Source organism: Anoxybacillus sp. EFIL (genome assembly GCF_013096955.1).
Lineage (GTDB): Bacteria > Bacillota > Bacilli > Bacillales > Anoxybacillaceae > Anoxybacillus > Anoxybacillus ayderensis.
The window spans coordinates 123,149-148,662 of record NZ_SDLH01000007.1 but is presented as its reverse complement, the minus strand read 5'-3'; the positions used below and the strand labels follow the sequence as shown (position 1 = coordinate 148,662).

Here is a 25,514-nt window from a genome sequence, read left to right as displayed (position 1 = left end):
CGGGATGGACGCACCGCTGGTGTACCAGTTGTCCCGCCAGGGGCACAGCTGGGTAGCTATGTGCGGAAGGGATAAGCGCTGAAAGCATCTAAGCGTGAAGCCCCCCTCAAGATGAGATTTCCCATCGCGTCAAGCGAGTAAGATCCCTTGAAGATGACAAGGTAGATAGGTCCGAGGTGGACGCGTGGCGACACGTGCAGCTGACGGATACTAATCGATCGAGGACTTAACTAAGCACACAAGAAAAGCGGAGAACGGTTCTTGACGTAGTCAAGAAAACATCCGACAGAGCCAAAAGCTTTTGACGAAGACGTGCGTGCACGTCGAACGGAAAAAGCGAAGGCGTAGGAGGATGTTAGTTCGAAGCTAGACACAAGAAAAGCGTAGGCGACTACACAAAACCTGTTATCTAGTTTTGAAGGAATAATCCTTCACGCCTAACATGGCGCTATGAAAAAGCATGTTTGCTCGGTGACGATGGCGGAGAGGTCACACCCGTTCCCATCCCGAACACGGAAGTTAAGCTCTCCAGCGCCGATGGTAGTTGGCGGGACACCGCCTGCGAGAGTAGGACGTTGCCGGGCGGACATAGCAAGTTAGAGAGCATCTCCATTTTGTTCTCTAACTTTTTTTGTCCATGTATTTGCGTTTAACGCTTTTACAATCCTCTCCCCCATAGTGAAGAGCTAACCGATATTGGTTAGCTCATTTTTTATTTAATTTCTACTTTTCTTTTTATATGATCGGGAACGAGGCGATGAAGATGAATAAAAAGTAGCCCATTCTCGTATACAGCGTCGACTTTTTCTCCTACAGGGAAAGGAAGTTGCATGACTCGCTCAAACGGTCCTTGTGTAATGCCTTCTTCAATTAATTCAAACCCTTCAAAATGTAATTGAACGTTCGCTTTGATTTCTAACGTATTATAATGAATATATACTTCCGCATCGTGTACATCCTCTAAACCTGGGATTGCAACGATGACGAGTAATTCATTTTCACGACGATACATATTGATGCCAGGTGTGTGAGAAGAAAAAACGTTTGATGAATTCCAAAAAGGATTAGAAAAAAACGCTTCCCATTGTTTCGTCCAGTCCATTAGTTTTCCTCCTTTCTCTTTTTCTTTTTACTATACGATACAATAAATAAAATGGTGATTTTTAAGTAAAAACCGAACATTAAATATTTCATTTTTAAAAATGTTCGATTTTGTGTTGACATCCATTAAAAATGGTTGGTAAGATGAAAGTAAGTGAATACGTTATGGAACCCTCATATAATTTTGGGAATATGGCCCGAAAGTCTCTACCCAATAACCGTAAATTATTGGACTATGAGGGAAAGGATCTTATTGGCTTTTTTCACCCCATGGGCGAAATATGTCCAGAACGATGCTTTCCCTTATTATCGAGGGCATCGTTCTGGATTTTTTTCTGAATGATAAAAAGAGGTGAAAATATAGATGCAGTCACTTGTAGCTGTTATTATGGGCAGTCAGTCAGACTGGGAAACGATGCGTTATGCGTGCGATATATTAGAAGAGTTACATGTTCCGTTCGAAAAAAAAGTTGTTTCAGCCCATCGTACGCCAGACTATATGTTTGCATATGCCGAATCAGCGGAAGAGCGCGGAATAAAAGTGATCATTGCTGGAGCGGGCGGGGCTGCACATTTACCGGGAATGGTAGCAGCAAAAACGACGCTTCCTGTCATTGGGGTACCAATAAAATCCCAGACGCTCAACGGTTTAGATTCTTTACTCTCCATTGTTCAAATGCCAGGTGGAGTGCCAGTAGCGACAGTGGCAATCGGAAAAGCAGGTGCGATAAACGCAGCGTTGCTTGCCGTTTCGATTCTTGGAACGTATGAGCCAACGTATATGGAAGCATTGCGCAAGCGACGTGAAGCGATTCGAAAACAAGTGATGGAAAGTAGTGATCAGCTTGAATAAAACGATTGTTCCAGGTCAAACGATCGGTATTATTGGTGGAGGACAACTAGGAAGAATGATGGCGATTGCGGCAAAAGAGATGGGATTTTTTGTGGCAGTACTCGACCCTACCCCACAATCTCCGTGTGCTCAAGTAGCTGATATTGAAATTGTTGCTTCATATAGCGATGAAGAAGCGTTACATCAATTAGCTGAAATAAGTGATGTCGTTACGTATGAGTTTGAAAACATTGATGCCGACGCATTAAAACGGTTGGCAAAGAAGGGATACGTGCCGCAAGGAAGCGAGTTGCTTGCTATGACACAACATCGCTGGAAAGAAAAACGAGCCGTTCAGTCTGTAGGCTTACCTGTTGCGCCTTATCGTCTCGTACTTAAAGAAGAAGAGTTAGAAGAAGCGATTCAAGAGATTGGTATTCCATCTGTGTTGAAAACGTGTCGGGGTGGATATGATGGGAAAGGGCAAGTTGTCATTCGTTGCTTAAATGATATAGGTACCGCACGTTCCCTTTTAACTTATGGTGAGTGTGTATTGGAAGCATGGATACCGTTTGTAAAAGAGTTATCTATTATCGTTGCCCGAAATGTTTCTGGTGAAATGGCGCTTTTTCCTGTCGTTGAAAACATTCATCGCGACAACATTTTGCATGAAACAATTGCTCCTGCCCAAGTTAGTCGTTCAATTATCGAACAGGCAGAAACATATGCGAAACAGTTAGCAGGAGCGTTCCAACTCGTTGGCACGTTAGCAATTGAAATGTTTTTGACAAAAGACGGGCAATTATATGTTAACGAACTTGCCCCTAGACCGCACAACTCAGGTCATTATACAATAAACGGTTGTATCACATCGCAATTTCAACAACATATTCGTGCTGTGTGCAATTGGCCGCTTGGCAGTACGAAATTATTAAAACCTTCAATTATGGTCAATATTTTAGGAGAACATGTTGACGACGTGATCCGAAACATCGATCAATTTCGTGATGCTCATGTTCACTTTTATGGAAAAAAAGAAGCGAAGCCGAAGCGGAAAATGGGGCATATCACGTGGTTAGTTGACGATGTCGATGAGGTGCAACGAAAAATAGACGAATTTGCGATTTGGACAGATCGGAGGATGAACGTATGATTGAACGTTACACAAGACCGGAAATGGGAGCGATTTGGACGGAGGAAAACCGGTTTCGTGCTTGGTTAGAAGTCGAAATTTTAGCGTGTGAAGCATGGGCAGAATTAGGTGTCATTCCGAAAGAAGATGTGGAAAAAATTCGTCAACATGCATCATTTAACATTGAACGTATTAAAGAAATTGAAGAAGAAACGCGCCATGATGTTGTTGCCTTTACGCGTGCCGTATCAGAGACGTTAGGAGAAGAGCGAAAATGGGTACATTACGGCCTTACATCTACGGATGTCGTTGATACAGCATTATCGTATTTACTAAAACAAGCAAATGAAATTTTATTGCGCGATTTAGAAAATTTTATTGCGGTATTAAAGGAGAAGGCGATCGAACATAAATATACGGTGATGATGGGGCGGACACACGGTGTGCATGCTGAACCGACAACGTTCGGATTAAAATTGGCGCTTTGGTATGCAGAAATGGAGCGAAATTTGGAACGTTTTAAGCAAGCGGCGGAAACCGTGCGCGTTGGAAAAATTTCTGGTGCGGTTGGCACGTATGCAAACATTGATCCGTTTGTCGAACAGTACGTATGTGAAAAACTTGGCTTACAGCCTGCACCAATTTCAACGCAAACATTGCAGCGTGATCGTCATGCGCACTACATGGCGACGCTCGCTTTAATTGCGACATCCATTGAAAAATTTGCAGTTGAAATTCGTGGATTACAAAAAAGTGAAACGCGTGAAGTGGAAGAATTTTTTGCAAAGGGACAAAAAGGCTCATCAGCTATGCCGCATAAGCGCAATCCGATCGGTTCAGAAAACATGACAGGCATGGCGCGCGTCATTCGCGGCTATATGTTAACTGCCTATGAAAATGTACCGCTTTGGCATGAACGCGACATTTCACACTCGTCTGCGGAGCGTATTATTTTACCGGATGCAACGATCGCTCTAAACTACATGCTTCATCGTTTTACAAACATTGTGAAAAACTTGACGGTATTCCCTGAAAACATGAAGAAAAATATGGATCGTACCCTGGGACTTATTTATTCGCAGCGCGTATTATTGGCGCTTATTGATACAGGGATGACGCGCGAGGAAGCATATGATCTTGTACAGCCGAAAGCGATGGAAGCGTGGGAAAAACAAGTGCCGTTCCGCTCGTTAATTGAAGCAGACGAAGTAATTACAAGTCGTTTAACAAAGGAACAAATCGCAGATTGCTTTGATTACAACTATCATTTAAAACATGTTGATACGATTTTTAGCCGACTTGGTTTGCAGTAGGTAAGGCAGATTGCCTTACCTATATATAAAAAGTTGCTAATATTCTGGATAAATGGGGGAGAGAACATGGAAAAGCAACACCTTCTATATGAAGGAAAAGCGAAAAAAGTGTATGCAACAAATGAAAAAGGGATGTTATGGATTGAATATAAAGATGAAGCAACGGCATTTAATGGTGAGAAAAAGGCAACGATTGCTGGAAAAGGGAGATTAAATAACGAGATTACGAGTTTACTATTTTCCTTGTTGCATGAAGCGGGTGTGAACAATCATTTTATTCGTAAAATATCTGACACCGAACAGCTTGTGCGACAAGTGACGATTATTCCCCTCGAAGTTGTTGTCCGCAATATTGTCGCCGGTAGTCTAGCGAAACGAATCGGTCTTCAGGAAGGGGCCGTCATCGAGAAGCCGATTGTAGAATTTTACTACAAAAATGACGACTTAGGCGATCCTCTATTAACAGAAGATCATATCGCTCTGTTGCAGCTTGCTACCCCCGATGAGCTCGTGCACATGAAGCAAATGGCGTTTCGCGTGAACGACATTTTAACTTCTTTATTTCGCTCGTGTGACTTACAGCTTGTCGATTTTAAATTAGAGTTTGGAAAAGATGAAACGGGAGCGGTGCTGTTGGCGGATGAAATTTCCCCAGATACGTGTCGATTATGGGATGTACACACGAAAGAGAAATTTGATAAAGATGTATTTCGCCGCGATTTAGGCGACTTAACAGAAACATATACGAAACTTTTACAACGATTAGGAGGATTATCATGTATAAAGTAAAGGTGTATGTCACATTGCGTGAAAACGTATTAGATCCACAAGGCAATGCGGTGAAAGGGGCATTGCATAGCTTAAACTATGGTGAAGTGCAAGATGTACGGATTGGAAAGTTTATGGAGTTGATCGTGGAAAAAAGCGACCGCGATATTGATGCAATCGTGAAGGAAATGTGTGAAAAATTGTTAGCGAACACAGTCATTGAAGATTATCGCTATGAGATTGAGGAGGTCGTCGTTCAGTGAAATTTGCGGTCGTTGTATTTCCAGGTTCAAACTGTGATATCGACATGTATCATGCCATTTCGGATGAATTAGGAGAAGAAGTGGAATACGTTTGGCATGATGCAGATTGTTTAGATGAGTTTGATGCGATTCTGTTACCGGGCGGTTTTTCATATGGTGATTATTTACGCTCTGGAGCGATTGCCCGTTTTTCTAACGTGATGAAAGCGATCAAAAAAGCAGCCGATGACGGAAAACCGATTTTAGGTGTATGTAACGGATTTCAAATTTTACTCGAAGCAGGGCTTCTTCCAGGGGCGATGCGACGCAACAATAAGTTAACGTTTATTTGCCGCCCGGTAAAGCTCCGTGTTGAAAATAACGAAACGATGTTTACATCTCAATACGAACGGGGAGAAATCATTACGATTCCGATTGCACACGGAGAAGGAAACTATTATTGTGATGAACAAACGTTACAACAGCTCATTGCCAACAACCAAATCGTTTTTCGATACGAGGGAGAAAATCCAAACGGTAGTTTGCATAATATTGCGGGCATCGTGAATGAGAAAGGAAACGTGCTCGGCATGATGCCACACCCTGAACGAGCTGTTCATGAATTGCTTGGAGGAGCTGATGGATTAAAACTATTTCAATCAATTGTGACATATTGGAGGGACGCACATGTCGTTACTACTTGAGCCAAGTCCAGCAATAATTAAAGAGCAAAAATTATATCGTGAAATGGGATTAACAGACGAAGAATTTGCGATGGTGGAACGTATTCTTGGGCGCTCGCCAAATTATACAGAAACGGGCATTTTCTCTGTCATGTGGTCGGAACATTGCAGCTATAAAAATTCGAAGCCTGTATTAAAAAAGTTTCCAACGGAAGGAAAGCATGTGCTCCAAGGGCCAGGAGAAGGTGCAGGCATTGTAGATATCGGGGATGGATTAGCGGTAGCGTTTAAAATTGAAAGCCATAACCACCCGTCTGCGATTGAACCGTACCAAGGAGCTGCAACGGGTGTTGGAGGAATTATTCGCGATGTATTCTCAATGGGTGCGCGACCAATTGCATTATTAAACTCGCTTCGCTTTGGCGAATTAACGTCACCGCGTGTGAAATATTTATTTGAGCGCGTTGTCGCAGGCATTGCTGGATACGGAAATTGCGTCGGCATTCCGACCGTTGGCGGTGAAGTGCAATTTGATGCGGTATACGAAGGGAATCCGCTTGTAAATGCCATGTGCGTTGGGCTTATTCGCCATGAAGATATTCAAAAAGGAATCGCATCAGGCGTTGGAAATACGGTCATGTATGTCGGAGCAAAAACGGGGCGTGACGGAATTCACGGAGCGACATTTGCATCGGAAGAATTAACGGAACAATCTGAACAAAAACGTCCAGCTGTGCAAGTCGGAGATCCATTTATGGAAAAATTGCTCCTTGAAGCTTGTTTAGAAGTCATTCATTCCGATGCGCTTGTTGGGATGCAAGATATGGGAGCTGCTGGCTTAACAAGCTCGTCAGCGGAAATGGCGAGCAAAGCAGGTTCTGGGATCGAACTGAATTTAGATCTCGTGCCACAACGCGAAACAGGGATGACGCCGTATGAAATGATGTTATCCGAGTCACAAGAGCGCATGCTTCTTGTCGTCAAAAAAGGTCGTGAACAAGAAATTGCAGATGTATTTGCAAAATACGGACTCGAGGCGAAAGCGATTGGCCGTGTAACAGATGATCATATGTTGCGGTTGTATCATCGCGGAGAAGTCGTTGCTGAAATCCCGGTTGATGCGCTTGCCAAAGATGCGCCTGTTTATCATAAACCTTCGCAAGAACCAGCGTATTATCGGGAGTTCCAAGCGATGGAATACACACCGACAGTTGATAATTACGAAGAAACGCTGCTTGCGCTATTAAGTCAGCCAACGATTGCAAGTAAAGAATGGGTGTATGAACAATACGATTATATGGTGCGAACAAATACGGTTGTTGCTCCAGGGTCTGATGCAGCTGTTTTACGCATTCGTGGCACAAATAAAGCGCTGGCGATGACAACCGATTGTAATTCTCGCTACGTATATTTAGATCCAGAAGTCGGTGGGAAAATTGCGATCGCAGAAGCAGCACGCAACATCGTATGTTCCGGTGCTCAGCCACTTGCCGTTACCGATTGTTTGAATTTTGGAAATCCGGAAAAACCAGAAATTTTTTGGCAACTAGAAAAAGCGGTAGAAGGAATGAGTGAAGCGTGTCGAGTGCTAGAGACGCCTGTCATTAGCGGAAATGTATCGCTTTATAATGAAACGAACGGCGAAGCCATTTATCCGACACCGATTGTCGGCATGGTTGGGGTCGTTGAACATATCAGCCATATTACGACACAAACATTTAAACAACCTGGCGACTTGATTTATGTCATTGGGGAAGCTAAGCGAGAATTTGGCGGGAGCGAGCTACAAAAATGGTTAACAGGCCGCATTTTCGGTAAAGCTCCAACGATTGATTTACACGTTGAGGCGACAAGACAACGACAGCTTCTCACTGCTATTCGGGCGGGAGTTGTGGCCTCTGCGCACGATGTATCCGAGGGTGGTCTAGCGGTTGCGCTTGCGGAATGTTTAATCGATGCCCAAGGTTTAGGTGCACGTGTGACGATTAGTGGCGACGTCGTTTCTGAACTATTTAGCGAAACGCAATCACGCTTTGTCGTTTCTGTGAAAAAGGAACATCAACAAACGTTTGAACAGCTTGTTCAAGCAGCATGTATCGGAGAAGTGACAAACGATGGAACGCTTCATGTGACAAATGGAGATACATGCATTCTCCACGTTCCAGTAGAAACGATGCGAAATGTATGGAAAGGAGCTATTCCATGCTTGCTGAAATCAAAGGATTAAATGAAGAGTGTGGGATTTTTGGCATTTGGGGACATGAGGAAGCAGCAACGTTGACGTATTACGGATTGCACAGTTTACAACATCGTGGACAAGAAGGTGCAGGAATTGTTGTTGGAGGCAACGGAACGTTACAATTTCATAAAGGACTTGGTTTAGTCACAGAGGTGTTTAGTCGCGGTGAACTAGAACAATTAACGGGCATGGCTGCGATCGGCCACGTCCGTTACTCTACTGCTGGTGGGGGCGGATATACGAATGTTCAACCGCTTTTGTTCCGTTCTCAAGGTGGCAGTTTAGCGCTTGCACATAACGGAAATTTAGTCAATGCCGATGAGTTACGCTTGCGTTTAGAGCAACAAGGAAGTATTTTTCAAACGACGTCTGATACAGAAGTGCTCGCTCATTTAATTAAGCGTAGCGATGAACCGATTTTAAAAGAGAGGATTAAAGAAGCGTTGACGCATTTACGTGGCGCTTTTGCCTTTTTAATTTTAACGGAAACAGAAATGTATATCGCTCTTGATCCACATGGCTTTCGCCCTTTATCGCTTGGACGTTTAGGCGAGGCGTACGTTGTGGCGTCGGAAACGTGTGCGTTTGATGTCATTGGTGCCACATACGAGCGAGAAGTGGAACCGGGGGAGCTCATTATGATCAATAAGCAAGGTGTTCGCTCTGAACGTTTTGCTCCTAAGGTCGCTCGCTCCATTTGCAGTATGGAATATATTTATTTCGCTCGTCCGGATAGCAATGTGGATGGCATTAACATTCATACCGCGAGAAAAAATCTTGGGAAGCGATTAGCATTTGAAGCACCTGTTGAAGCAGATATCGTCACTGGTGTACCGGATTCAAGTATTTCGGTAGCCATTGGTTATGCGGAAGCAACAGGTATTCCATACGAGTTAGGGTTAATTAAAAATCGGTATGTTGGACGGACGTTTATTCAACCGTCGCAATCACTTCGGGAACAAGGGGTAAAAATGAAACTGTCGCCCGTTCGAGGGGTTGTAGCAGGGAAACGAGTCGTCATGGTTGATGACTCTATTGTGCGTGGAACGACGAGCAAGCGTATTGTACGCATGCTTCGTGAGGCAGGAGCAACGGAAGTGCATGTGCGCATTAGCTCCCCACCAATTACGCATCCATGTTTTTATGGTATTGATACATCAACGAGAGAAGAGCTGATTGCAGCTAATCATACCATCGAACAAATTCGACAACTCATTGAAGCGGACTCCCTTGCGTTTTTAAGCCAAGAAGGGCTTTTGCAAGCTATTGGAAGACCGAACGATTCCGCAAACTGTGGGCAATGTTTAGCTTGTTTTACAGGTCAATATCCGACGAAGATAGGAGGGGAGCACGTTGGCACATGCGTACAAGCAAGCTGGTGTGAATATTGAAGCTGGTTATGAAGCTGTAGAGCGGATGAAAAAACATGTCGCAAAAACAGCTCGGATGGGTGTATTTGGAAGCTTAGGCGGCTTTGGAGGAACGTTTGATCTATCTTTGCTCGGGTATAAACAACCTGTCCTTGTATCAGGAACAGACGGAGTAGGAACGAAACTGATGCTTGCGTTCGCTTTAGATCGGCACGATAAAATTGGAGTAGACTGTGTAGCGATGTGTGTGAATGATATTGTCGTACAAGGAGCAGAGCCGCTTTTTTTCCTTGACTACATCGCCTGCGGAAAAGCAGTACCTGAAAAAATCGAGCATATTGTAAAAGGAATTTCTGATGGTTGCATCGAAGCAGGCTGTGCGCTCATTGGAGGGGAAACAGCAGAAATGCCAGGCATGTACGGTGAAGATGAATATGATGTAGCTGGGTTTGCAGTTGGTGTGGTAGAAAAAGAAAAGCTCGTGACAGGTGAGGCGATTGTCCCTGGTGATGTGCTAATCGGTTTAGCTTCAAGTGGTTTGCATAGTAATGGATATTCGCTTGTTAGAAAAATTATAAAAGATGCTCATTTACAGTTAAATCATATATATGAACCGTTTTCTCGCTCGCTTGGCGAGGAGTTGTTAACGCCTACACGCATTTACGTCCGATCGGTACTTGAGGCATTAAAACAATTTCGTGTGAAAGGAATGGCACATATTACAGGGGGCGGTTTTATCGAAAACATTCCACGTATGTTGCCAAAAGGATTGCAAGCCGAAATAGACTACGGTTCATGGCCGATTCCACCGATTTTTAACTTTTTACAACAACATGGACAACTACAACGAATGGAAATGTTCAATATTTTTAATATGGGAATCGGTTTTGTATTAGCTGTCGATAGCGATGTTGTGCCAGACGTTGTGCAGTTGCTTGAATCGTGCGGAGAGAAAGTATATATCATCGGTCGGATCAAAGAGGGAGCAGGTGTATCGTTTGCTGGGGGAAAAATCGAATGAAGCGAATAGCTATTTTTGCGTCGGGAAGCGGAACGAATTTTCAAGCGATTATCGATGCTGTAAAAAAAGGAGATATTCAAGCAGAAGTAGCGCTTCTCGTATGTGATCGACCGCATGCCAAAGTGATTGAACGAGCGATTCGTGAACACGTGCCGGTATTTGTTTTTAACCCTAAACATTACGAAACAAAACAACAGTTTGAACGTGAGATTTTACAACAACTACAACAAAAAGAAATCGACTGGATCGTTCTTGCGGGCTATATGCGGCTCATCGGTTCGACGCTCTTACAGGCGTACCCAAATAAAATTGTAAACATTCATCCTTCTCTTTTGCCGTCGTTTCCGGGTAAAAATGCAATTGGTCAAGCATACCGTTATGGCGTGAAAGTGACGGGGGTCACCGTGCATTACGTTGATGAAGGAATGGATATCGGACCAATTATTGCGCAACAAGCGCTATATATTGATGATGGAGAGCCGCTAGAAAGCGTTGAGCGTCGTATTCATGAGATCGAGCATGTATTGTATCCGAAAGTTATTCAGCAGCTGGTAAGTGAGAAAGGAAGGGCGGAAGATGAAAAAGCGAGCGATTATTAGCGTGTCAAATAAAAAAGGAATTGTTACATTCGCCAAGCAACTAGCTGAGCTTGAAGTGGAAATCATTTCAACAGGTGGCACGAAGCGTGTATTAGCAGAACACGGAATCCCTGTGACAAGCATTTCTGATGTCACAAACTTCCCAGAAATTTTAGATGGGCGGGTGAAAACATTACATCCAAACATTCATGGCGGGCTGTTAGCTGTTCGAGATGACGAAACACATAAACAGCAACTGAAAGCACATGACATTACACCGATCGATTTTGTCGTTGTTAATTTATATCCATTTCAAGAAACGATTGCAAAGCCGAACGTGACATTGATGGAAGCGATTGAAAATATCGATATTGGCGGTCCGACTATGCTGAGAGCGGCGGCGAAAAACCATGCTTATGTCACAGCTGTCGTCGATCCTACTGACTATGAGTTAGTCATTGAACAGCTCAAACAATATGGCGAAGTATTGCTTGAGACGAGACGGGCATTAGCTGCGAAAGTATTTCGCCATACAGCAGCATATGATGCGATGATTGCGCAATATTTGACAAACATTGTTGGAGAAACGTATCCGGAAACGATGACGATGACGTTTGTGAAAAAACAATCGTTACGATACGGTGAAAATCCGCATCAAACGGCTGCATTTTACGAAAAACCGCTCAGCTCACCGTTTTCTATTGCAGCAGCAAAGCAGTTGCACGGAAAAGAGTTGTCGTACAACAACATTAACGATGCCAACGCAGCGCTACAAATTGTTGCGGAATTTGCCGAACCGGCAGCGGTGGCGGTGAAGCATATGAATCCGTGTGGAGTGGGTGTCGGTGAAACGATCGCTGAAGCGTTTCAAAAAGCTTATGAGGCTGATGCGACGTCGATTTTTGGCGGCATTGTGGCGTTAAATCGTGAAGTTGATGAGCAAACGGCCGCGAAGTTAAACGACATTTTTTTAGAAATCGTTATCGCCCCGTCATTTACAGAACAAGCGCTAGACATTTTAACGAGAAAGAAAAACATTCGTTTGTTAACTGTTGATTTCCAAGCAGAGCGGAAACAAGAGCCGTTTATCGTATCGGTGCGCGGCGGATTGCTCGTCCAAGATGAAGATACATATACAATTGATGATGCAACGCTGCAAGTCGTGACAGAAAGGAAGCCGACCGAAGAAGAATGGGCGAATTTAACGTTTGCTTGGCGTGTGGTGAAGCATGTCAAGTCGAATGCGATTGTACTAGCAAAAAACGGAATGACGATTGGTGTTGGCGCTGGACAAATGAATCGTGTAGGAGCGGCAAAAATTGCGATAGAACAAGCTGGTGAGCATGCGAAAGGCGCTGTATTAGCCTCTGATGCTTTTTTTCCGATGAGCGATACCGTTGAGGCCGCTGCACAGGCGGGAGTGACTGCCATTATTCAGCCAGGCGGCTCGATTCGTGATGAAGATTCCATTCAAAAAGCAAATGAATATGGAATTGCAATGGTATTTACAGGGGTTCGTCATTTTAAACATTAAAGGGGGCGACAACGGATGAAAGTGCTCATTATCGGACGTGGCGGTCGCGAGCACGCGCTTGCATGGAAAGTATCGCAAAGTCCACGTGTCAATCATGTATATGTGGCGCCTGGAAATGACGGAATGAATTCGATTGCTACGTGCGTTCCAATTTCAGAAACTGATGTCGAAGCGCTCGTGCAATGGGCGAAAAAAGAAGCGATCGATTTGACGATCGTTGGTCCAGAAGCACCGCTATTAGCTGGTATTGTCGATCGTTTTGAAAGGGAAGGATTGCGCATTTTTGGTCCGAAACAAAAAGCCGCATTAATCGAAGGAAGCAAAGCGTTTGCGAAAGAAATCATGAGAAAATACAACATCCCAACCGCAAATTATGCGACGTTTACAAATTACGAGGAAGCTGTTCATTATGTGCGTGAACAAGGGGCTCCGATTGTCATTAAAGCGGATGGACTTGCTGCTGGAAAAGGTGTAACGGTGGCGATGACGATCGACGAAGCGCTTCATGCGTTGCATGATATAATGGTTGCAAAAAAGTTCGGTGAAGCTGGTGCACAAGTTGTTATTGAGCAATATTTACAAGGTGAAGAATTTTCACTTATGGCGTTTGTGCATAGAGAACACGTTTATCCGATGGTTATTGCGCAAGATCATAAGCGTGCGTTTGATGGCGATCAAGGACCGAACACAGGGGGGATGGGCGCCTATTCTCCTGTTCCGCAAATAAGTGAACAAACTGTTTATGCAGCAATTGAAACAATTGTAAAGCCGACAGCGAAGGCATTACTACAAGAAGGATGTGCATTTACAGGATTTTTATATGCCGGATTAATCGCAACAGAGGAAGGACCAAAGGTAATTGAGTTTAATGCGCGATTTGGTGATCCAGAAGCGCAAGTCATTTTACCGCGGTTAAAAAATGATCTTGTTGAAGTAATCGTTTCGCTTTTAGAAGATCAACCGATTACATTACATTGGAGCGATGAAGCAACCGTTGGGGTTGTTTTAGCGGCGAAAGGATATCCTGAACAATATGAAAAAGGCGCTGTTATTCGAGGGCTTGAACAAGTAACGAAAGCGCAAATTTTCCATGCTGGCACGAAGCGTATAAACGATGAGTGGGTAACAGATGGGGGACGAGTGCTCCTTGTTGTTGCGAGCGGAAAAACATTAAAAGAAGCACAACGTCTTGTGTACGAAGAAATGCAACATATTGAATGCGATCAACTGTTTTATCGGCGTGATATTGGCCATAAAGCTATCGGGCACGTCGCTTGCGAACATATACAAAACTAAGTGCAACGAAGCTGCCGATTAAAAGAATAAGAATGAAAAACGTATCTGTTATATATTCAGCAATCATATTCGTTCTCTCCTTTTTTACCCCCTTGTACGTGTACAAGGGGGTTATTGTTACGAAGGGTTGACTGGTTCAATCGGAATCGCTTTTTCGTTCTGATCGTTGTGATCACATTGGCATTGATACCGTTCAAATAACGCCATGACAGGACAGAAACGAACAATACCTTCCGCAATTTTCATTGCAGCGAGCATGATGACCCATATATACGATTCGCGCCACGGCTTGCGAGAAAGACTTGCTGTTGCCCAAGCAAGCATTGTAAACCCGAATGTAATGCGAATCATCGCGTTAATGACACCGATGTTTTGTTTCATGTGAATCCTCCTTTTTGTTTGTGAAATTCGCTTTCATCCGTTAAAATGTGTATAGATGATGGTACGATTTAGGAGGAAAGCGATCATGATGGAAAAACGATATCGATGGAAAAGTGAACAAATTCGCAAACACGTTGCGATAGTTGACGGAAAGCAAGCGCCAACAAAAGTGTTAATGAACGCAACATATTTACATCCATACATACGTCAATGGGTGCAAGGGAACGTATGGATTTGCGACGACCGGATTGTGTACGTCGGTCCAAATAAACCGAAGCAATTAAATTCATGTGAAGTCATCGACTGCACGAATCAAGTGCTCGTTCCTGGCTATATTGAGCCTCATGCTCATCCGTTTCAGTTATATAATCCCCAAACGCTTGCTGAATATGCAGCGCAGTTCGGTACGACAACACTGATTAACGACAATTTATTTCTTTTTTTACAGTTGACAAAAAAGAAAGCGTTTTCTTTTTTGTCCGCTATGGAAAAACAACCGGTGACGATGTATTGGTGGTGCCGACTTGATCCCCAAACAGAAATGGAAGGAGAAGAACATCTTTTTTCATATAAAAACATGAAAGGATGGCTTGAAAACGATGCGGTGTTACAAGTCGGTGAATTGACTGGATGGCCAAAACTGTTAGAAGGGGATGATTTCGTTCTCCATTGGATGCAAGAGGCGAAAAAACTTGGTAAAAAAGTGGAAGGTCATTTTCCCGGCGCCTCAGATCGTACGCTGACGAAAATGAAGTTATTTGGGGCGGATGCTGATCATGAATCGATGACCGGAAACGATGTGTATAAGCGATTAATGCACGGGTATACCGTATCATTGCGTCATTCGTCCATCCGACCGGATTTGCCGACATTGCTTAAAGAGATGAAACAATTCGGTATTCATCATTACGATCAATGCATGTTTACAACAGACGGATCGACGCCTGCCTTTTATGAAAAAGGATTGATCGACGAAATGATTCGCATCGCATTGCAAGAAGGAGTACGTGACATTGATGCATACAGCATGGCCACATGGAACATCGCTCGTTATTACAATATCGATCATTTGCACGGAAGCATTACGCCAGGGCGCATTGCGCATATTAACATTCTTGAACATGCGTCAAATCCGACACCGATTTCTGTTTTAGCGAGCGGACAGTGGGTCAAACGTGATGGTGTACCTGTCTCTGCTTTTTCAGCCGTTGAATGGGACGTACATGGTCTTGCGCCGCTCTCTTTATCTTGGGATTTACAGATGGATGATTTGCAATTTTCGATGCCATTAGGGATGTACATGGAAAACTCAGTCATTATTAAGCCATATTCGATTTCGATTGATACATCTGCTGATGAGTTATCAACCGATCACGATGAAAGTTTTTTAATGCTTATTGATCGTCACGGAAAATGGCGTGTAAACACCGTATTAAAAGGATTTGCGACACATGTGCAAGCACTTGTTAGCTCGTATTCAAATACAGGAGATATTCTTTTGATCGGAAAAAGTAAACGCGATTTATTGGTTGCATTTGAACGGATGAAACAAATGGGAGGCGGCATTGTGTTATGTGAACACGGGGAAGTCATCCACGACATTTCCCTTCCATTAGGCGGATTAATGTCAGCGAAGCCGATGAAAGAGCTAATAGAAGAAGAAAAAACGCTTGGAGAGTTGTTGCGAGCGCGTGGCTATACGTTTGCTGACCCGATTTACACTTTGCTCTTTTTATCGTCGACACATTTACCTTACATTCGCATCACACCAAAAGGAATTTACGATGTGATGCATAAAACAGTACTCTTTCCAACAATAATGCGTTAAAATATAAAAGGGACGAAAACGAAAGGTTGGGTTCATGTTGCGGCGATTATTTTTTCTATTTATGATCATGGCGGTGTTTTTGTTTAGCATCGGATGTCAACGTACAGAGTCAAATGTAAAAGAAAACAAGTCCCCACCGACAACAGTCGAACAGGAAAATAAAAAAGAAACAAAGGAAACATCATGGACGTTTCCGTTAACAGGCATGCCAACGAATGAAAAAACGATGCAACGAGCTGTGGCGGTGATGATTAATAACTATCCTGCCGCACGACCTCAATCGGGATTACACAAAGCAGATATCGTATATGAAGTGCTTGCGGAAGGAGATATTACACGGCTGTTAGCCATTTATCAAAGCGAGCAACCTGAAATCATCGGCCCTGTTCGAAGCGCAAGAGATTACTTTATTCAATTAAGCAATGGCTTTCATGCTTTATATGTCTGTCACGGATGGAGTCCAGAGGCGCAGAAGTTGTTAAAATCTGGTGCTGCGGATTATGTCAATGGACTGTTTTACGATGGAACATTGTTTTGGCGAGATCGCACACGAAAGGCACCGCACAACTCGTACATTTCCTTTGAAAATATTAAAAAAGGTGCTGAAAAAAACGGCTATGCGTTCGAAGAAGAAGTCAGACCGCTACCATTTTTCACAAACGATTTGACAAACGCTGTAAAAGCGACGAATATTGATGTGGTGTACTCTAAACGATCGTATGCTCACGTTCATTATGCGTACGACGGAACGAAATATGTTCGTTCGAGCGGTGGAGAGCCGACAGTGGATCGGGAGACGAATACACCGATTGCGGTAGAAAATGTGTTCGTCATTGAAGCGATGCATCAAATTATTGACGACTATGGTCGAAGAGACATTGACTTTACATCAGGTGGAAAAGGGTATTTATTTCAAGAAGGAACGGTGCAGGAAGTGGAGTGGAAAAATATTGACGGACGCCTCCTTCCTTATAAAGACGGTGTTCCGCTCGGATTTACCCGAGGAAAAACGTGGATTCAAGTCGTTCCGGACTTAAAGCAAGTACAATATGAATAGGGGGACGTATATGCAAATTAATAAATTGCGAGGCAGAGAGCTTGACCAATTATTTCGCGCGATTTTGTCATTGAAAGATTTAGAAGAATGTTATCGTTTTTTCGATGATTTATGTACCGTCAATGAAATACAAGCGCTTGCGCAACGGTTGGAAGTAGCTCGCATGTTGCGCGAAGGATATACGTATCATAAAATTGAAACAGAAACAGGGGCAAGCACAGCGACTATTTCGCGCGTAAAACGTTGCTTAAACTACGGAAATGATGCGTATGCGATGGCACTCGATCGCATTTATAATGAACAACAAGAGGAGGCTGGCTCACAATGAGTCAGCTTCTTTTTACGATTTTTTGTTATGATTTTTGTTATAATGAGATGAGGTGAAAAAACATGAATGAGATAACAACATGGCGCCATGTGTTTAAATTAGATCCGAATAAAGAGATAACAGATGAACAATTAGAACAAGTATGCGAATCAGGAACGGATGCGATCATTGTTGGCGGAACAGACGGTGTGACCCTTGAAAACGTCATCGATTTGCTTGCGCGCGTGCGCCGTTTTTCCGTTCCATGTGCATTAGAAGTATCAAATATTGAGGCGATTACACCTGGGTTTGACTATTATTTCATTCCAATGGTGCTAAATAGCCGTGATCTGACTTGGTTAATTGATTTGCATCACGAAGCGGTCAAACAGTTTGGTGACTTAATTAATTGGGAAGAACTGTTTGTTGAAGGGTATTGTATTTTAAATGACGAATGTAAAGCGGCATCATTAACGAGTGCACGAACGAATGTAACAGAAGAAGATGTTATTGCGTATGCTCGAATGGCGGAACATATGTACCATTTTCCAATTTTTTACATGGAATATAGCGGGCGATACGGAGATGTGGCGCTTGTAGAGAAAGTGAAACGGACGCTAGAACGCACACGTTTGTTTTATGGCGGTGGCATTCATACACCTGAACAAGCGAAAGAGATGGCGATGTGGGCCGACACGGTCGTTGTAGGAAATGCGATTTATACAAATTTACAAATGGCGTTACAAACAGTCGAAGCGGTAAAAGGAAAATCGGCATAAATGGAGAATAAAAAAGAGAACATATGTTTTGGTGGTGAAAAAATGAGTATGTCAGCACATATGCTGTTGGAAGGATTAAATGAAAAACAAAAAGAGGCTGTGAAAACGACGGAAGGTCCGCTTTTAATTATGGCGGGGGCAGGAAGTGGAAAGACGCGCGTGTTAACGCATCGCATCGCTTATTTAATGGCGGAGAAAGATGTTGCTCCATGGAACATTTTAGCGATTACATTTACAAACAAAGCAGCGCGTGAAATGAAAGAACGTGTAGAACGAATCGTTGGAAAGCAAGCGGAAGATATATGGATTTCTACGTTTCACTCGATGTGCGTTCGCATTTTGCGACGCGACATCGATCGGATCGGCATTCATGCTAATTTTTCCATTCTGGATCCAACCGATCAATTATCCGTGTTAAAACATATTTTAAAAGATCGCAATATTGATCCAAAAAAATATGATCCACGTGCGCTTTTAGGTACAATTAGCAGCGCGAAAAACGAATTGATGACGCCAGAAAAATATGCCGACCAAGCGGCAAGTCCATATGAGAAGCTTGTCGCGGATGTGTATAAAGAATATCAAAAGCGATTGTTGCGCAATCATGCCCTTGATTTCGATGACTTAATTATGACGACGATTCAACTATTTCAACGTGTTCCGGAAGTGTTGGAATATTATCAACGAAAGTTTCAGTACATTCATGTCGATGAATATCAAGATACGAACCGCTCGCAATATTTGCTCGTGAACATGCTTGCGAAACGATTTCAAAACTTATGTGTGGTCGGCGATTCTGATCAATCGATTTATCGTTGGCGCGGTGCCGATATTAGCAACATTTTATCGTTTGAAAAAGATTATCCGAACGCCAAAGTCATTTTGCTTGAGCAAAATTACCGCTCGACGAAACGTATTTTACAAGCAGCCAATGCAGTTATTGAGCATAACACGCAACGAAAACCGAAAAAGCTTTGGACGGAGAATAGCGAGGGACATGCACTTGTGTATTATGAGGCGATGACGGAAGTAGATGAAGCGCAATTTGTCGTTGGAAAAATTAAAGAATATGTCGATGCAGGAAAACGAGCGTATAAAGATTTTGCTGTTTTATATCGAACGAATGCGCAATCGCGCGTGCTTGAAGAAATGTTATTAAAGGCGAATATCCCATATAAAATTGTTGGCGGTTTAAAATTCTATGACCGAAAAGAAATTAAAGATATTTTAGCTTATTTACGCTTAATTGCGAATCCGAATGATGACATTAGTTTTACACGCATTATTAACGTTCCAAAACGCGGCATTGGGGCATCAACAATTGATAAAATTGCAGCATATGCTTCTAGCCGAGGAATATCGATGTTTGATGCGCTCGGTTCTATTGAAGAAATGGGAATTAGCGCTCGCATCGCTGCACCGCTCGTGCAATTTCGCGAACAAATTCATCATTGGAGCCAAATGCAACACTATTTATCCGTCACGGAGCTTGTCGAAGATGTGCTCGACCGTTCAGGTTATCGCGATATGCTTCGTGAAGAAAAAACGTTAGAGGCACACAGTCGACTTGAAAACATTGACGAGTTTTTATCAGTTACTCAACATTTTGAACAAGTAAACGAAGATAAGTCGCTCGTTGCCTTCTTAACGGACTTAGCGCTTGTTGCGGATATCGATCAGCTTGATAATGATAATGAAGGGCAAACAAACGATGCGGTTGTTTTAATGACACTTCATTCTGCAAAAGGATTAGAGTTTCCTGTCGTCTTTTTAGTCGGACTCGAAGAAGGGATCTTCCCGCATAACCGCTCATTAAACGATGAAGATGAAATGGAAGAGGAACGACGTTTAGCGTATGTTGGCATTACGCGTGCGGAAGAAGAACTTTTTTTAACGCGTGCGCATATGCGTACGTTATTCGGGCAAACGCATGTTAACGCCCCATCTCGTTTTATTGATGAAATTCCTGAAGAGCTCATTGAATATGCACATAAACGAGTGAAACAACAGGCGACATCTCAACGTCCATCTACCATGTTGCAAGGAGGATGGCGCGTAGGAGATAAGGTGAGCCATAAAGTGTGGGGCATTGGGACAATTGTGCGCGTAAAAGAAAGCGATGGTGATCAAGAGCTAGATGTCGCTTTTTCAAGCCCAATTGGCATTAAACGACTATTGGCGAAATTTGCTCCGATTACGAAAGTGTAGAGAGGATGAAGAACGTGGCACAACACGACGTTGAAAAGCAAATTGCCGAATTGCGCCAACAAATTGAGAAATATAACTATGAATATTACGTATTAGACAAACCTTCTATTTCTGATGCCGAGTACGATGAATTAATGAGAAAATTGATGGAGTTAGAGGAACAATATCCAAAATATAAAACACCGGATTCTCCGTCGCAACGCGTTGGCGGAGCGCCGTTAGAAGCGTTTGCAAAGGTGCTTCACCGCGTGCCGATGCTTAGTTTAAGCAACGCTTTTCATGAAGGGGATTTACGAGATTTTGACCGCCGTGTGCGCCAAGAAGTTGGTGACGTCCGTTACGTATGTGAATTGAAAATTGACGGTTTAGCCGTATCGCTCCGTTATGAAAATGGCTATTTCGTACAAGGAGCGACACGCGGAGATGGAACGACTGGAGAGGATATTACAGAAAATTTAAAAACGATTCGCTCATTGCCGCTTCGATTGCGTAAACAAGTGTCGATTGAAGTGCGTGGAGAAGCGTATATGCCGCGAAAATCGTTTGAAAAGCTAAATGAAAAGCGCAAAATGAACGGAGAAGAATTGTTTGCTAATCCGCGCAACGCGGCAGCTGGCTCGCTTCGTCAACTTGATCCAAAAGTCGTCGCGTCCCGTCAGTTAGATATATTTGTATATCATGTCGTCAATGCAGAAGAGCTCGGATTCGTTTCTCATAGTGAGTCGCTTAATTATTTAGACGAGCTCGGATTTAAAACAAATCCGGCTCGGCAAGTATGCGAAACGATAGATGATGTACTTTCTTACATTGAACAGTGGCATGAGCGACGCGCGTCATTGCCGTATGATATTGATGGAATCGTCATTAAAGTAGATGCGTTTGCGCAACAAAAGCAACTAGGAGCGACAGCGAAAAGTCCACGCTGGGCCATTGCTTATAAATTTCCGGCTGAAGAAGTTGTGACACAACTTGTTGATATTGAGCTAAGTGTCGGTCGAACAGGTGTGGTCACTCCAACAGCTATTTTACAGCCTGTGCGTGTGGCAGGTACGATTGTACAGCGTGCATCGCTCCATAATGAAGACTACATTCGTGAAAAAGATATTCGTCTTGGCGATTACGTCGTCATTAAAAAAGCGGGCGATATTATTCCAGAGGTTGTGCGTTCATTGCCAGAGCGGCGAACAGGACAAGAGAAGCCGTTCGATATGCCGACGCATTGCCCAGCATGCGCGAGTGAACTCGTTCGTCTCGATGATGAAGTCGCGCTTCGTTGCGTCAATCCGCAATGTCCGGCACAAATTCGAGAGGGACTTACTCATTTCGTTTCACGCCAAGCGATGAATATTGACGGATTAGGCGAAAAAGTGATCGCTCAACTATTTGAACACGGTCTCGTTCGTAGTGTGGCGGATTTGTATACGTTAACGAAAGACAAACTTGTCGCGTTAGAACGAATGGGAGAAAAATCAGCAACAAACTTACTGCAAGCGATTGAAACATCGAAACAAAATTCACTTGAGCGCTTATTGTTCGGGCTTGGTATTCGCCACGTGGGCGCAAAAGCGGCAAAAACGTTAGCGGAACATTTTGAAACGATGGAACGTCTTCAACAAGCGACGAAAGAAGAACTAACAGCCATTCATGAAATTGGTGAAAAAATGGCGGACTCAATTGTGACGTATTTTTCAAAAGAAGAAGTAAAGCAATTGCTTGAACGTTTGCGAGCATATGGCGTCAATATGACGTATAAAGGTGCGAAGCGGACAGCGGATATAAGCTCAACGTTTGCTGGGAAGACGTTTGTTTTAACAGGCACATTACAATCAATGTCGCGGAGCGAAGCAAAAGAAAAAATTGAAGCACTAGGTGGAAAAGTGACAGGAAGTGTCAGTAAAAAAACAGACGTTGTCGTTGTAGGTGAAGATGCTGGATCAAAATTAGAAAAAGCGAAACAGCTTGGCATTACGATTTGGGATGAAGCGCGTTTTCTTCAAGAAATACAACAATAAAAGCAGGTGTGAACGATGAAAAGGTTGATCATATTGCTCACTTGTACGCTTCTTACTTTGTCAGCATGCGCGCCAAAATTTAATCAAGAAGAGCAAGTTGTGCAAGAAACAGATAATAAAAAACAAAAGGCGATTATTCCAAAGTACAACATTTCTAACTCGTATTATCGCACAATTTTACCGTTTCAACCCGGAGAGGCGCGGGGGCTTGTCGTTGAAAATGTGAATACACGATTAGATATGGATGAATTTGAACTCGGTTTAATGCGCATTGCGCAAGACAAGTTTTCTCCGTCACAATATTTATTTCAACAAGGACAATATTTAGATCGAAAAACGATTGAGTCGTGGCTCAAACGAAAACAAGGAAATGGCGAAGGGTTGAATCCTGCGCTCGGAAATGAAGGGACAAATGAAGAAAAAAATAAAAAACATCCACTTTACATTTCACATATTTTAGAGCACAACTACTTAATAAAAACAGGAAACGATAAAGTGCAATTAGGTGGAGTCGTCATCGGACTTGCGATGAATTCCGTCCATTACTATGAAACGGAAGAAGGGTATCCGCGCGAAGTAAAAATTTCAAAAAGCGATATGGAGAAGGAAGGGAAAAAAGCAGCAGAAGAAATTGTTTCTCGTTTACGTCAAATCGATGGATTAAGGGAAGTGCCGATCGTTGTTGGCTTATTTGAACAACAACCGAAATCGTCCATTGTTCCAGGGCACTTTTTTGCGGTTGGTTATGTCGATAAGGGAAGTAACGCCATACAAGATTGGGAAAAAATAAATGAAGAATATTACGTGTTTCCATCGGATGAAGCGGAAAAAAACCATCGCGATGATTTAATCAAGTTTTTAAATTTGAAATCTGATATTGAAGAATTTTTTCCAAATTACACAGGGGTGATCGGTCGGGCATTTTACCGCGATGACCAACTACAACAATTGACAATTGACATCGTTATGCAGTTTTACGGAAAAGCAGAAGTTATCGGATTTACGCAATACGTCACAGGTCTTCTCATGGAAAAAATGCCTGATTATATGCCGATTTCCGTTTACATTTCTTCGGTGCGCGGACCGGAAAGTATTATTATAAAAAGCCCGGACAAAAATGAACCGTTTGTTCACATCTACCAACCATAAAAAATTTGAATATGTATGCTCCATCCGTTAGAATGAAATTGTGTGCATGAAAACGCTTTTGTAATTTCAACAAAGGGGGCTTACATATGGTACAACCTTACAAACACGAACCATTTACAGATTTTACAGTCGAAGCAAACAAAAAAGCGTTTGAAGAGGGATTGAAAACGGTACAGGCTTATCTCGGTCAAGATTATCCGCTTGTCATTGGTGGAGAACGAATCATGACGGAAGATAAGATTGTTTCGATCAACCCAGCGAATAAAACAGAAGTTGTCGGTCGCGTAGCGAAAGCGAATAAAGATTTAGCAGAAAAAGCGATGCAAACAGCCGATGCGGCGTTTACATGGTGGAGCAAGACGAAGCCAGAAATGCGCGCAGACATTTTATTCCGCGCCGCAGCGATTGTGCGCCGTCGCAAACATGAGTTTTCCGCATTGCTTGTGAAAGAAGCAGGGAAGCCGTGGAAAGAAGCAGATGCAGATACTGCTGAAGCGATTGACTTTATGGAATATTATGCTCGCCAAATGTTGAAATTAAAAGACGGCATTCCTGTGGAGAGTCGTCCGGGAGAAACAAACCGTTTCTTCTACATTCCGCTTGGCGTTGGCGTTGTCATTTCGCCATGGAACTTCCCATTTGCGATTATGGCGGGAACGACAGTCGCAGCGCTTGTGACAGGAAATACGGTGCTTTTAAAACCAGCAAGTGCAACACCAGTCGTTGCTTATAAGTTCGTGGAAGTGTTAGAAGAAGCAGGTCTTCCAGCAGGCGTATTAAACTACATTCCAGGAAGCGGCGCAGAAGTAGGCGATTATTTAGTCGACCATCCGCGCACACGTTTTATTAGCTTCACAGGCTCACGCGATGTCGGCATTCGCATTTATGAGCGTGCCGCTAAAGTGCATCCAGGACAAATTTGGCTCAAGCGCGTCATTGCGGAAATGGGCGGAAAAGACACGATCGTTGTTGATAAAGAAGCAGACCTTGAATTAGCTGCACAATCGATTGTGGCATCGGCATTCGGTTTCTCTGGTCAAAAATGTTCAGCATGCTCGCGCGTTGTTGCGCTTGAAGACGTATACGATCAAGTATTAAACCGCGTCGTCGAGTTAACGAAACAATTAAAAGTCGGCAATCCAGAAGAACAAAGCACATTTATGGGACCGGTTATCGATCAATCGGCATATAACAAAATTATGGAATATATCGAAATTGGTAAGCAAGAAGGCAAGCTTATGACAGGCGGCGAAGGAGACGACTCGAAAGGCTTCTTCATCCAGCCAACCGTGTTTGCCGATGTCGATCCGAAAGCGCGCATTATGCAAGAAGAAATCTTCGGTCCAGTCGTTGCTTTCACAAAAGCGAAAGACTTCGACCATGCGCTGGAAATCGCCAACAATACAGAATACGGCTTAACAGGCGCTGTCATTTCAAACAACCGCTTCCATTTAGAAAAAGCGCGCGAAGAGTTCCATGTTGGCAACCTTTACTTCAACCGCGGCTGCACAGGAGCGATCGTCGGCTACCACCCATTCGGTGGGTTCAATATGTCTGGAACAGACTCGAAAGCAGGTGGCCCAGACTACTTACTTCTTCATATGCAAGCAAAAACGGTATCAGAAATGTTTTAATGTGAAACCCCTCTTGGCGAAAATGCTAAGAGGGGTTTCAAATACGTAAG

At 43.3% G+C, this 25,514-nt stretch carries 23 protein-coding genes, 2 rRNA genes and 1 riboswitch; of the genes, 22 read left to right on the top strand and 3 right to left on the bottom strand.

Annotated features, from left to right (window positions below; all coding sequences use genetic code 11):
• Positions 1–234 (top strand): 23S ribosomal RNA (locus tag ES017_RS11640); the annotation flags it as partial.
• A 233-nt stretch (positions 235–467) separates the two neighbouring features.
• A 5S ribosomal RNA gene (gene rrf, locus ES017_RS11635) occupies positions 468–584 on the top strand.
• Between the two features lie 128 nt (positions 585–712).
• Here rrf and ES017_RS11630 read toward each other — a convergent pair.
• Complete coding sequence (locus ES017_RS11630; protein ID WP_021095147.1) at positions 713–1,102, bottom strand: Hsp20/alpha crystallin family protein; 390 nt, start codon at positions 1,100–1,102, stop codon at positions 713–715.
• A 153-nt stretch (positions 1,103–1,255) separates the two neighbouring features.
• Positions 1,256–1,357, top strand: a riboswitch (purine riboswitch).
• A gap of 108 nt (positions 1,358–1,465) precedes the next feature.
• On the opposite strand from ES017_RS11630, the gene purE reads away from it, so the two are divergent.
• The 12 genes from purE (at position 1,466) to purD (ending at position 14,109) form a co-directional block, all read left to right on the top strand.
• A complete protein-coding gene (gene purE / locus ES017_RS11625; RefSeq protein ID WP_021095148.1) occupies positions 1,466–1,954 on the top strand; it encodes a 5-(carboxyamino)imidazole ribonucleotide mutase in 489 nt (162 codons plus the stop codon).
• A complete protein-coding gene (gene purK / locus ES017_RS11620) occupies positions 1,938–3,086 on the top strand; it encodes a 5-(carboxyamino)imidazole ribonucleotide synthase (RefSeq protein ID WP_021095149.1) in 1,149 nt (382 codons plus the stop codon). The genes purE and purK overlap by 17 nt, the downstream gene beginning before the upstream one ends.
• The gene (purB, locus tag ES017_RS11615; RefSeq protein ID WP_021095150.1) at positions 3,083–4,378 is read left to right on the top strand and encodes an adenylosuccinate lyase; all 1,296 of its coding nucleotides are present in this window, start codon (positions 3,083–3,085) and stop codon (positions 4,376–4,378) included. The genes purK and purB overlap by 4 nt, the downstream gene beginning before the upstream one ends.
• 66 nt (positions 4,379–4,444) lie before the next feature.
• Positions 4,445–5,167 carry a phosphoribosylaminoimidazolesuccinocarboxamide synthase gene (gene purC, locus ES017_RS11610; RefSeq protein ID WP_021095151.1) on the top strand — a complete coding sequence of 241 codons (723 nt, stop codon included), beginning with the start codon at positions 4,445–4,447 and terminating at the stop codon, positions 5,165–5,167.
• The gene (gene purS, locus ES017_RS11605; protein ID WP_171335092.1) at positions 5,155–5,409 is read left to right on the top strand and encodes a phosphoribosylformylglycinamidine synthase subunit PurS; all 255 of its coding nucleotides are present in this window, start codon (positions 5,155–5,157) and stop codon (positions 5,407–5,409) included. Before purC ends, purS begins: the two co-directional genes overlap by 13 nt.
• The gene (gene purQ / locus ES017_RS11600) at positions 5,406–6,092 is read left to right on the top strand and encodes a phosphoribosylformylglycinamidine synthase subunit PurQ (RefSeq protein ID WP_171335091.1); all 687 of its coding nucleotides are present in this window, start codon (positions 5,406–5,408) and stop codon (positions 6,090–6,092) included. The genes purS and purQ overlap by 4 nt, the downstream gene beginning before the upstream one ends.
• On the top strand, positions 6,076–8,298 hold the full coding sequence (gene purL, locus ES017_RS11595; protein ID WP_171335090.1) for a phosphoribosylformylglycinamidine synthase subunit PurL: 2,223 nt from the start codon (positions 6,076–6,078) through the stop codon (positions 8,296–8,298). Before purQ ends, purL begins: the two co-directional genes overlap by 17 nt.
• The gene (gene purF, locus ES017_RS11590; RefSeq protein WP_171335089.1) at positions 8,274–9,701 is read left to right on the top strand and encodes an amidophosphoribosyltransferase; all 1,428 of its coding nucleotides are present in this window, start codon (positions 8,274–8,276) and stop codon (positions 9,699–9,701) included. Before purL ends, purF begins: the two co-directional genes overlap by 25 nt.
• On the top strand, positions 9,664–10,701 hold the full coding sequence (purM, locus tag ES017_RS11585; RefSeq protein ID WP_171335088.1) for a phosphoribosylformylglycinamidine cyclo-ligase: 1,038 nt from the start codon (positions 9,664–9,666) through the stop codon (positions 10,699–10,701). The genes purF and purM overlap by 38 nt, the downstream gene beginning before the upstream one ends.
• Positions 10,698–11,300 carry a phosphoribosylglycinamide formyltransferase gene (gene purN / locus ES017_RS11580; protein WP_171335087.1) on the top strand — a complete coding sequence of 201 codons (603 nt, stop codon included), beginning with the start codon at positions 10,698–10,700 and terminating at the stop codon, positions 11,298–11,300. The genes purM and purN overlap by 4 nt, the downstream gene beginning before the upstream one ends.
• Positions 11,278–12,813: a bifunctional phosphoribosylaminoimidazolecarboxamide formyltransferase/IMP cyclohydrolase gene (gene purH, locus ES017_RS11575; RefSeq protein WP_171335086.1), complete on the top strand. Its 1,536-nt coding sequence runs from the start codon at positions 11,278–11,280 to the stop codon at positions 12,811–12,813. The genes purN and purH overlap by 23 nt, the downstream gene beginning before the upstream one ends.
• Before the next feature lie 15 nt (positions 12,814–12,828).
• Positions 12,829–14,109 (top strand): phosphoribosylamine--glycine ligase, encoded by a 1,281-nt coding sequence (purD, locus tag ES017_RS11570; RefSeq protein ID WP_021095159.1) that lies wholly within the window; start codon positions 12,829–12,831, stop codon positions 14,107–14,109.
• On the opposite strand, the gene ES017_RS16235 is transcribed toward purD, so the two are convergent.
• Both ES017_RS16235 and ES017_RS11565 read right to left on the bottom strand, forming a co-directional pair.
• On the bottom strand, positions 14,072–14,176 hold the full coding sequence (locus ES017_RS16235; protein WP_021095160.1) for an EYxxD motif small membrane protein: 105 nt from the start codon (positions 14,174–14,176) through the stop codon (positions 14,072–14,074). The two genes, purD and ES017_RS16235, sit on opposite strands and share 38 nt — an antisense overlap.
• Before the next feature lie 50 nt (positions 14,177–14,226).
• Positions 14,227–14,490, bottom strand: a complete 264-nt coding sequence (locus tag ES017_RS11565) for a YgaP family membrane protein (RefSeq protein WP_021095161.1) — start codon at positions 14,488–14,490, stop codon at positions 14,227–14,229.
• Positions 14,491–14,575: 85 nt separating this feature from the next.
• Between ES017_RS11565 and ES017_RS11560 the strand changes: the two genes are divergently transcribed.
• The 8 genes from ES017_RS11560 (at position 14,576) to pruA (ending at position 25,464) form a co-directional block, all read left to right on the top strand.
• Positions 14,576–16,318 (top strand): adenine deaminase C-terminal domain-containing protein, encoded by a 1,743-nt coding sequence (locus ES017_RS11560; protein ID WP_075039671.1) that lies wholly within the window; start codon positions 14,576–14,578, stop codon positions 16,316–16,318.
• A 34-nt stretch (positions 16,319–16,352) separates the two neighbouring features.
• Entirely contained in the window at positions 16,353–17,375 is a 1,023-nt protein-coding gene (locus ES017_RS11555; RefSeq protein WP_042895174.1) for a DUF3048 domain-containing protein, read from the top strand.
• A gap of 10 nt (positions 17,376–17,385) precedes the next feature.
• The gene (locus tag ES017_RS11550) at positions 17,386–17,703 is read left to right on the top strand and encodes a YerC/YecD family TrpR-related protein (RefSeq protein ID WP_006323616.1); all 318 of its coding nucleotides are present in this window, start codon (positions 17,386–17,388) and stop codon (positions 17,701–17,703) included.
• A gap of 62 nt (positions 17,704–17,765) precedes the next feature.
• Positions 17,766–18,461, top strand: a complete 696-nt coding sequence (gene pcrB / locus ES017_RS11545) for a heptaprenylglyceryl phosphate synthase (protein WP_042536309.1) — start codon at positions 17,766–17,768, stop codon at positions 18,459–18,461.
• Between the two features lie 42 nt (positions 18,462–18,503).
• Entirely contained in the window at positions 18,504–20,669 is a 2,166-nt protein-coding gene (pcrA, locus tag ES017_RS11540) for a DNA helicase PcrA (protein WP_042536323.1), read from the top strand.
• A gap of 5 nt (positions 20,670–20,674) precedes the next feature.
• Complete coding sequence (gene ligA / locus ES017_RS11535; RefSeq protein WP_042536311.1) at positions 20,675–22,681, top strand: NAD-dependent DNA ligase LigA; 2,007 nt, start codon at positions 20,675–20,677, stop codon at positions 22,679–22,681.
• A 15-nt stretch (positions 22,682–22,696) separates the two neighbouring features.
• Entirely contained in the window at positions 22,697–23,830 is a 1,134-nt protein-coding gene (locus tag ES017_RS11530) for a CamS family sex pheromone protein (RefSeq protein ID WP_171335085.1), read from the top strand.
• Between the two features lie 86 nt (positions 23,831–23,916).
• Positions 23,917–25,464, top strand: coding sequence for an L-glutamate gamma-semialdehyde dehydrogenase (gene pruA, locus ES017_RS11525; RefSeq protein ID WP_042536318.1), 1,548 nt, complete (start codon positions 23,917–23,919; stop codon positions 25,462–25,464).
• Positions 25,465–25,514 lie beyond the last annotated feature (50 nt).

What these genes read in the sequence shown, in the direction of transcription:
- purS (WP_171335092.1), top strand. Translation starts at nt 5,155, where the DNA reads ATGTATAAAGTAAAGGTGTATGTCACATTGCGTGAAAACGTATTAGAT.
- pcrB (WP_042536309.1), top strand. Translation starts at nt 17,766, where the DNA reads ATGAATGAGATAACAACATGGCGCCATGTGTTTAAATTAGATCCGAAT.
- ES017_RS11555 (WP_042895174.1), top strand. Translation starts at nt 16,353, where the DNA reads ATGTTGCGGCGATTATTTTTTCTATTTATGATCATGGCGGTGTTTTTG.
- purF (WP_171335089.1), top strand. Translation starts at nt 8,274, where the DNA reads ATGCTTGCTGAAATCAAAGGATTAAATGAAGAGTGTGGGATTTTTGGC.
- purL (WP_171335090.1), top strand. Translation starts at nt 6,076, where the DNA reads ATGTCGTTACTACTTGAGCCAAGTCCAGCAATAATTAAAGAGCAAAAA.
- purN (WP_171335087.1), top strand. Translation starts at nt 10,698, where the DNA reads ATGAAGCGAATAGCTATTTTTGCGTCGGGAAGCGGAACGAATTTTCAA.
- ES017_RS11530 (WP_171335085.1), top strand. Translation starts at nt 22,697, where the DNA reads ATGAAAAGGTTGATCATATTGCTCACTTGTACGCTTCTTACTTTGTCA.
- ligA (WP_042536311.1), top strand. Translation starts at nt 20,675, where the DNA reads ATGAAGAACGTGGCACAACACGACGTTGAAAAGCAAATTGCCGAATTG.
- pcrA (WP_042536323.1), top strand. Translation starts at nt 18,504, where the DNA reads ATGAGTATGTCAGCACATATGCTGTTGGAAGGATTAAATGAAAAACAA.
- ES017_RS11560 (WP_075039671.1), top strand. Translation starts at nt 14,576, where the DNA reads ATGATGGAAAAACGATATCGATGGAAAAGTGAACAAATTCGCAAACAC.
- purH (WP_171335086.1), top strand. Translation starts at nt 11,278, where the DNA reads ATGAAAAAGCGAGCGATTATTAGCGTGTCAAATAAAAAAGGAATTGTT.
- purE (WP_021095148.1), top strand. Translation starts at nt 1,466, where the DNA reads ATGCAGTCACTTGTAGCTGTTATTATGGGCAGTCAGTCAGACTGGGAA.
- ES017_RS11550 (WP_006323616.1), top strand. Translation starts at nt 17,386, where the DNA reads ATGCAAATTAATAAATTGCGAGGCAGAGAGCTTGACCAATTATTTCGC.
- pruA (WP_042536318.1), top strand. Translation starts at nt 23,917, where the DNA reads ATGGTACAACCTTACAAACACGAACCATTTACAGATTTTACAGTCGAA.
- ES017_RS11630 (WP_021095147.1), bottom strand. Translation starts at nt 1,102, where the DNA reads ATGGACTGGACGAAACAATGGGAAGCGTTTTTTTCTAATCCTTTTTGG.
- ES017_RS16235 (WP_021095160.1), bottom strand. Translation starts at nt 14,176, where the DNA reads ATGATTGCTGAATATATAACAGATACGTTTTTCATTCTTATTCTTTTA.
- purB (WP_021095150.1), top strand. Translation starts at nt 3,083, where the DNA reads ATGATTGAACGTTACACAAGACCGGAAATGGGAGCGATTTGGACGGAG.
- purC (WP_021095151.1), top strand. Translation starts at nt 4,445, where the DNA reads ATGGAAAAGCAACACCTTCTATATGAAGGAAAAGCGAAAAAAGTGTAT.
- purD (WP_021095159.1), top strand. Translation starts at nt 12,829, where the DNA reads ATGAAAGTGCTCATTATCGGACGTGGCGGTCGCGAGCACGCGCTTGCA.
- ES017_RS11565 (WP_021095161.1), bottom strand. Translation starts at nt 14,490, where the DNA reads ATGAAACAAAACATCGGTGTCATTAACGCGATGATTCGCATTACATTC.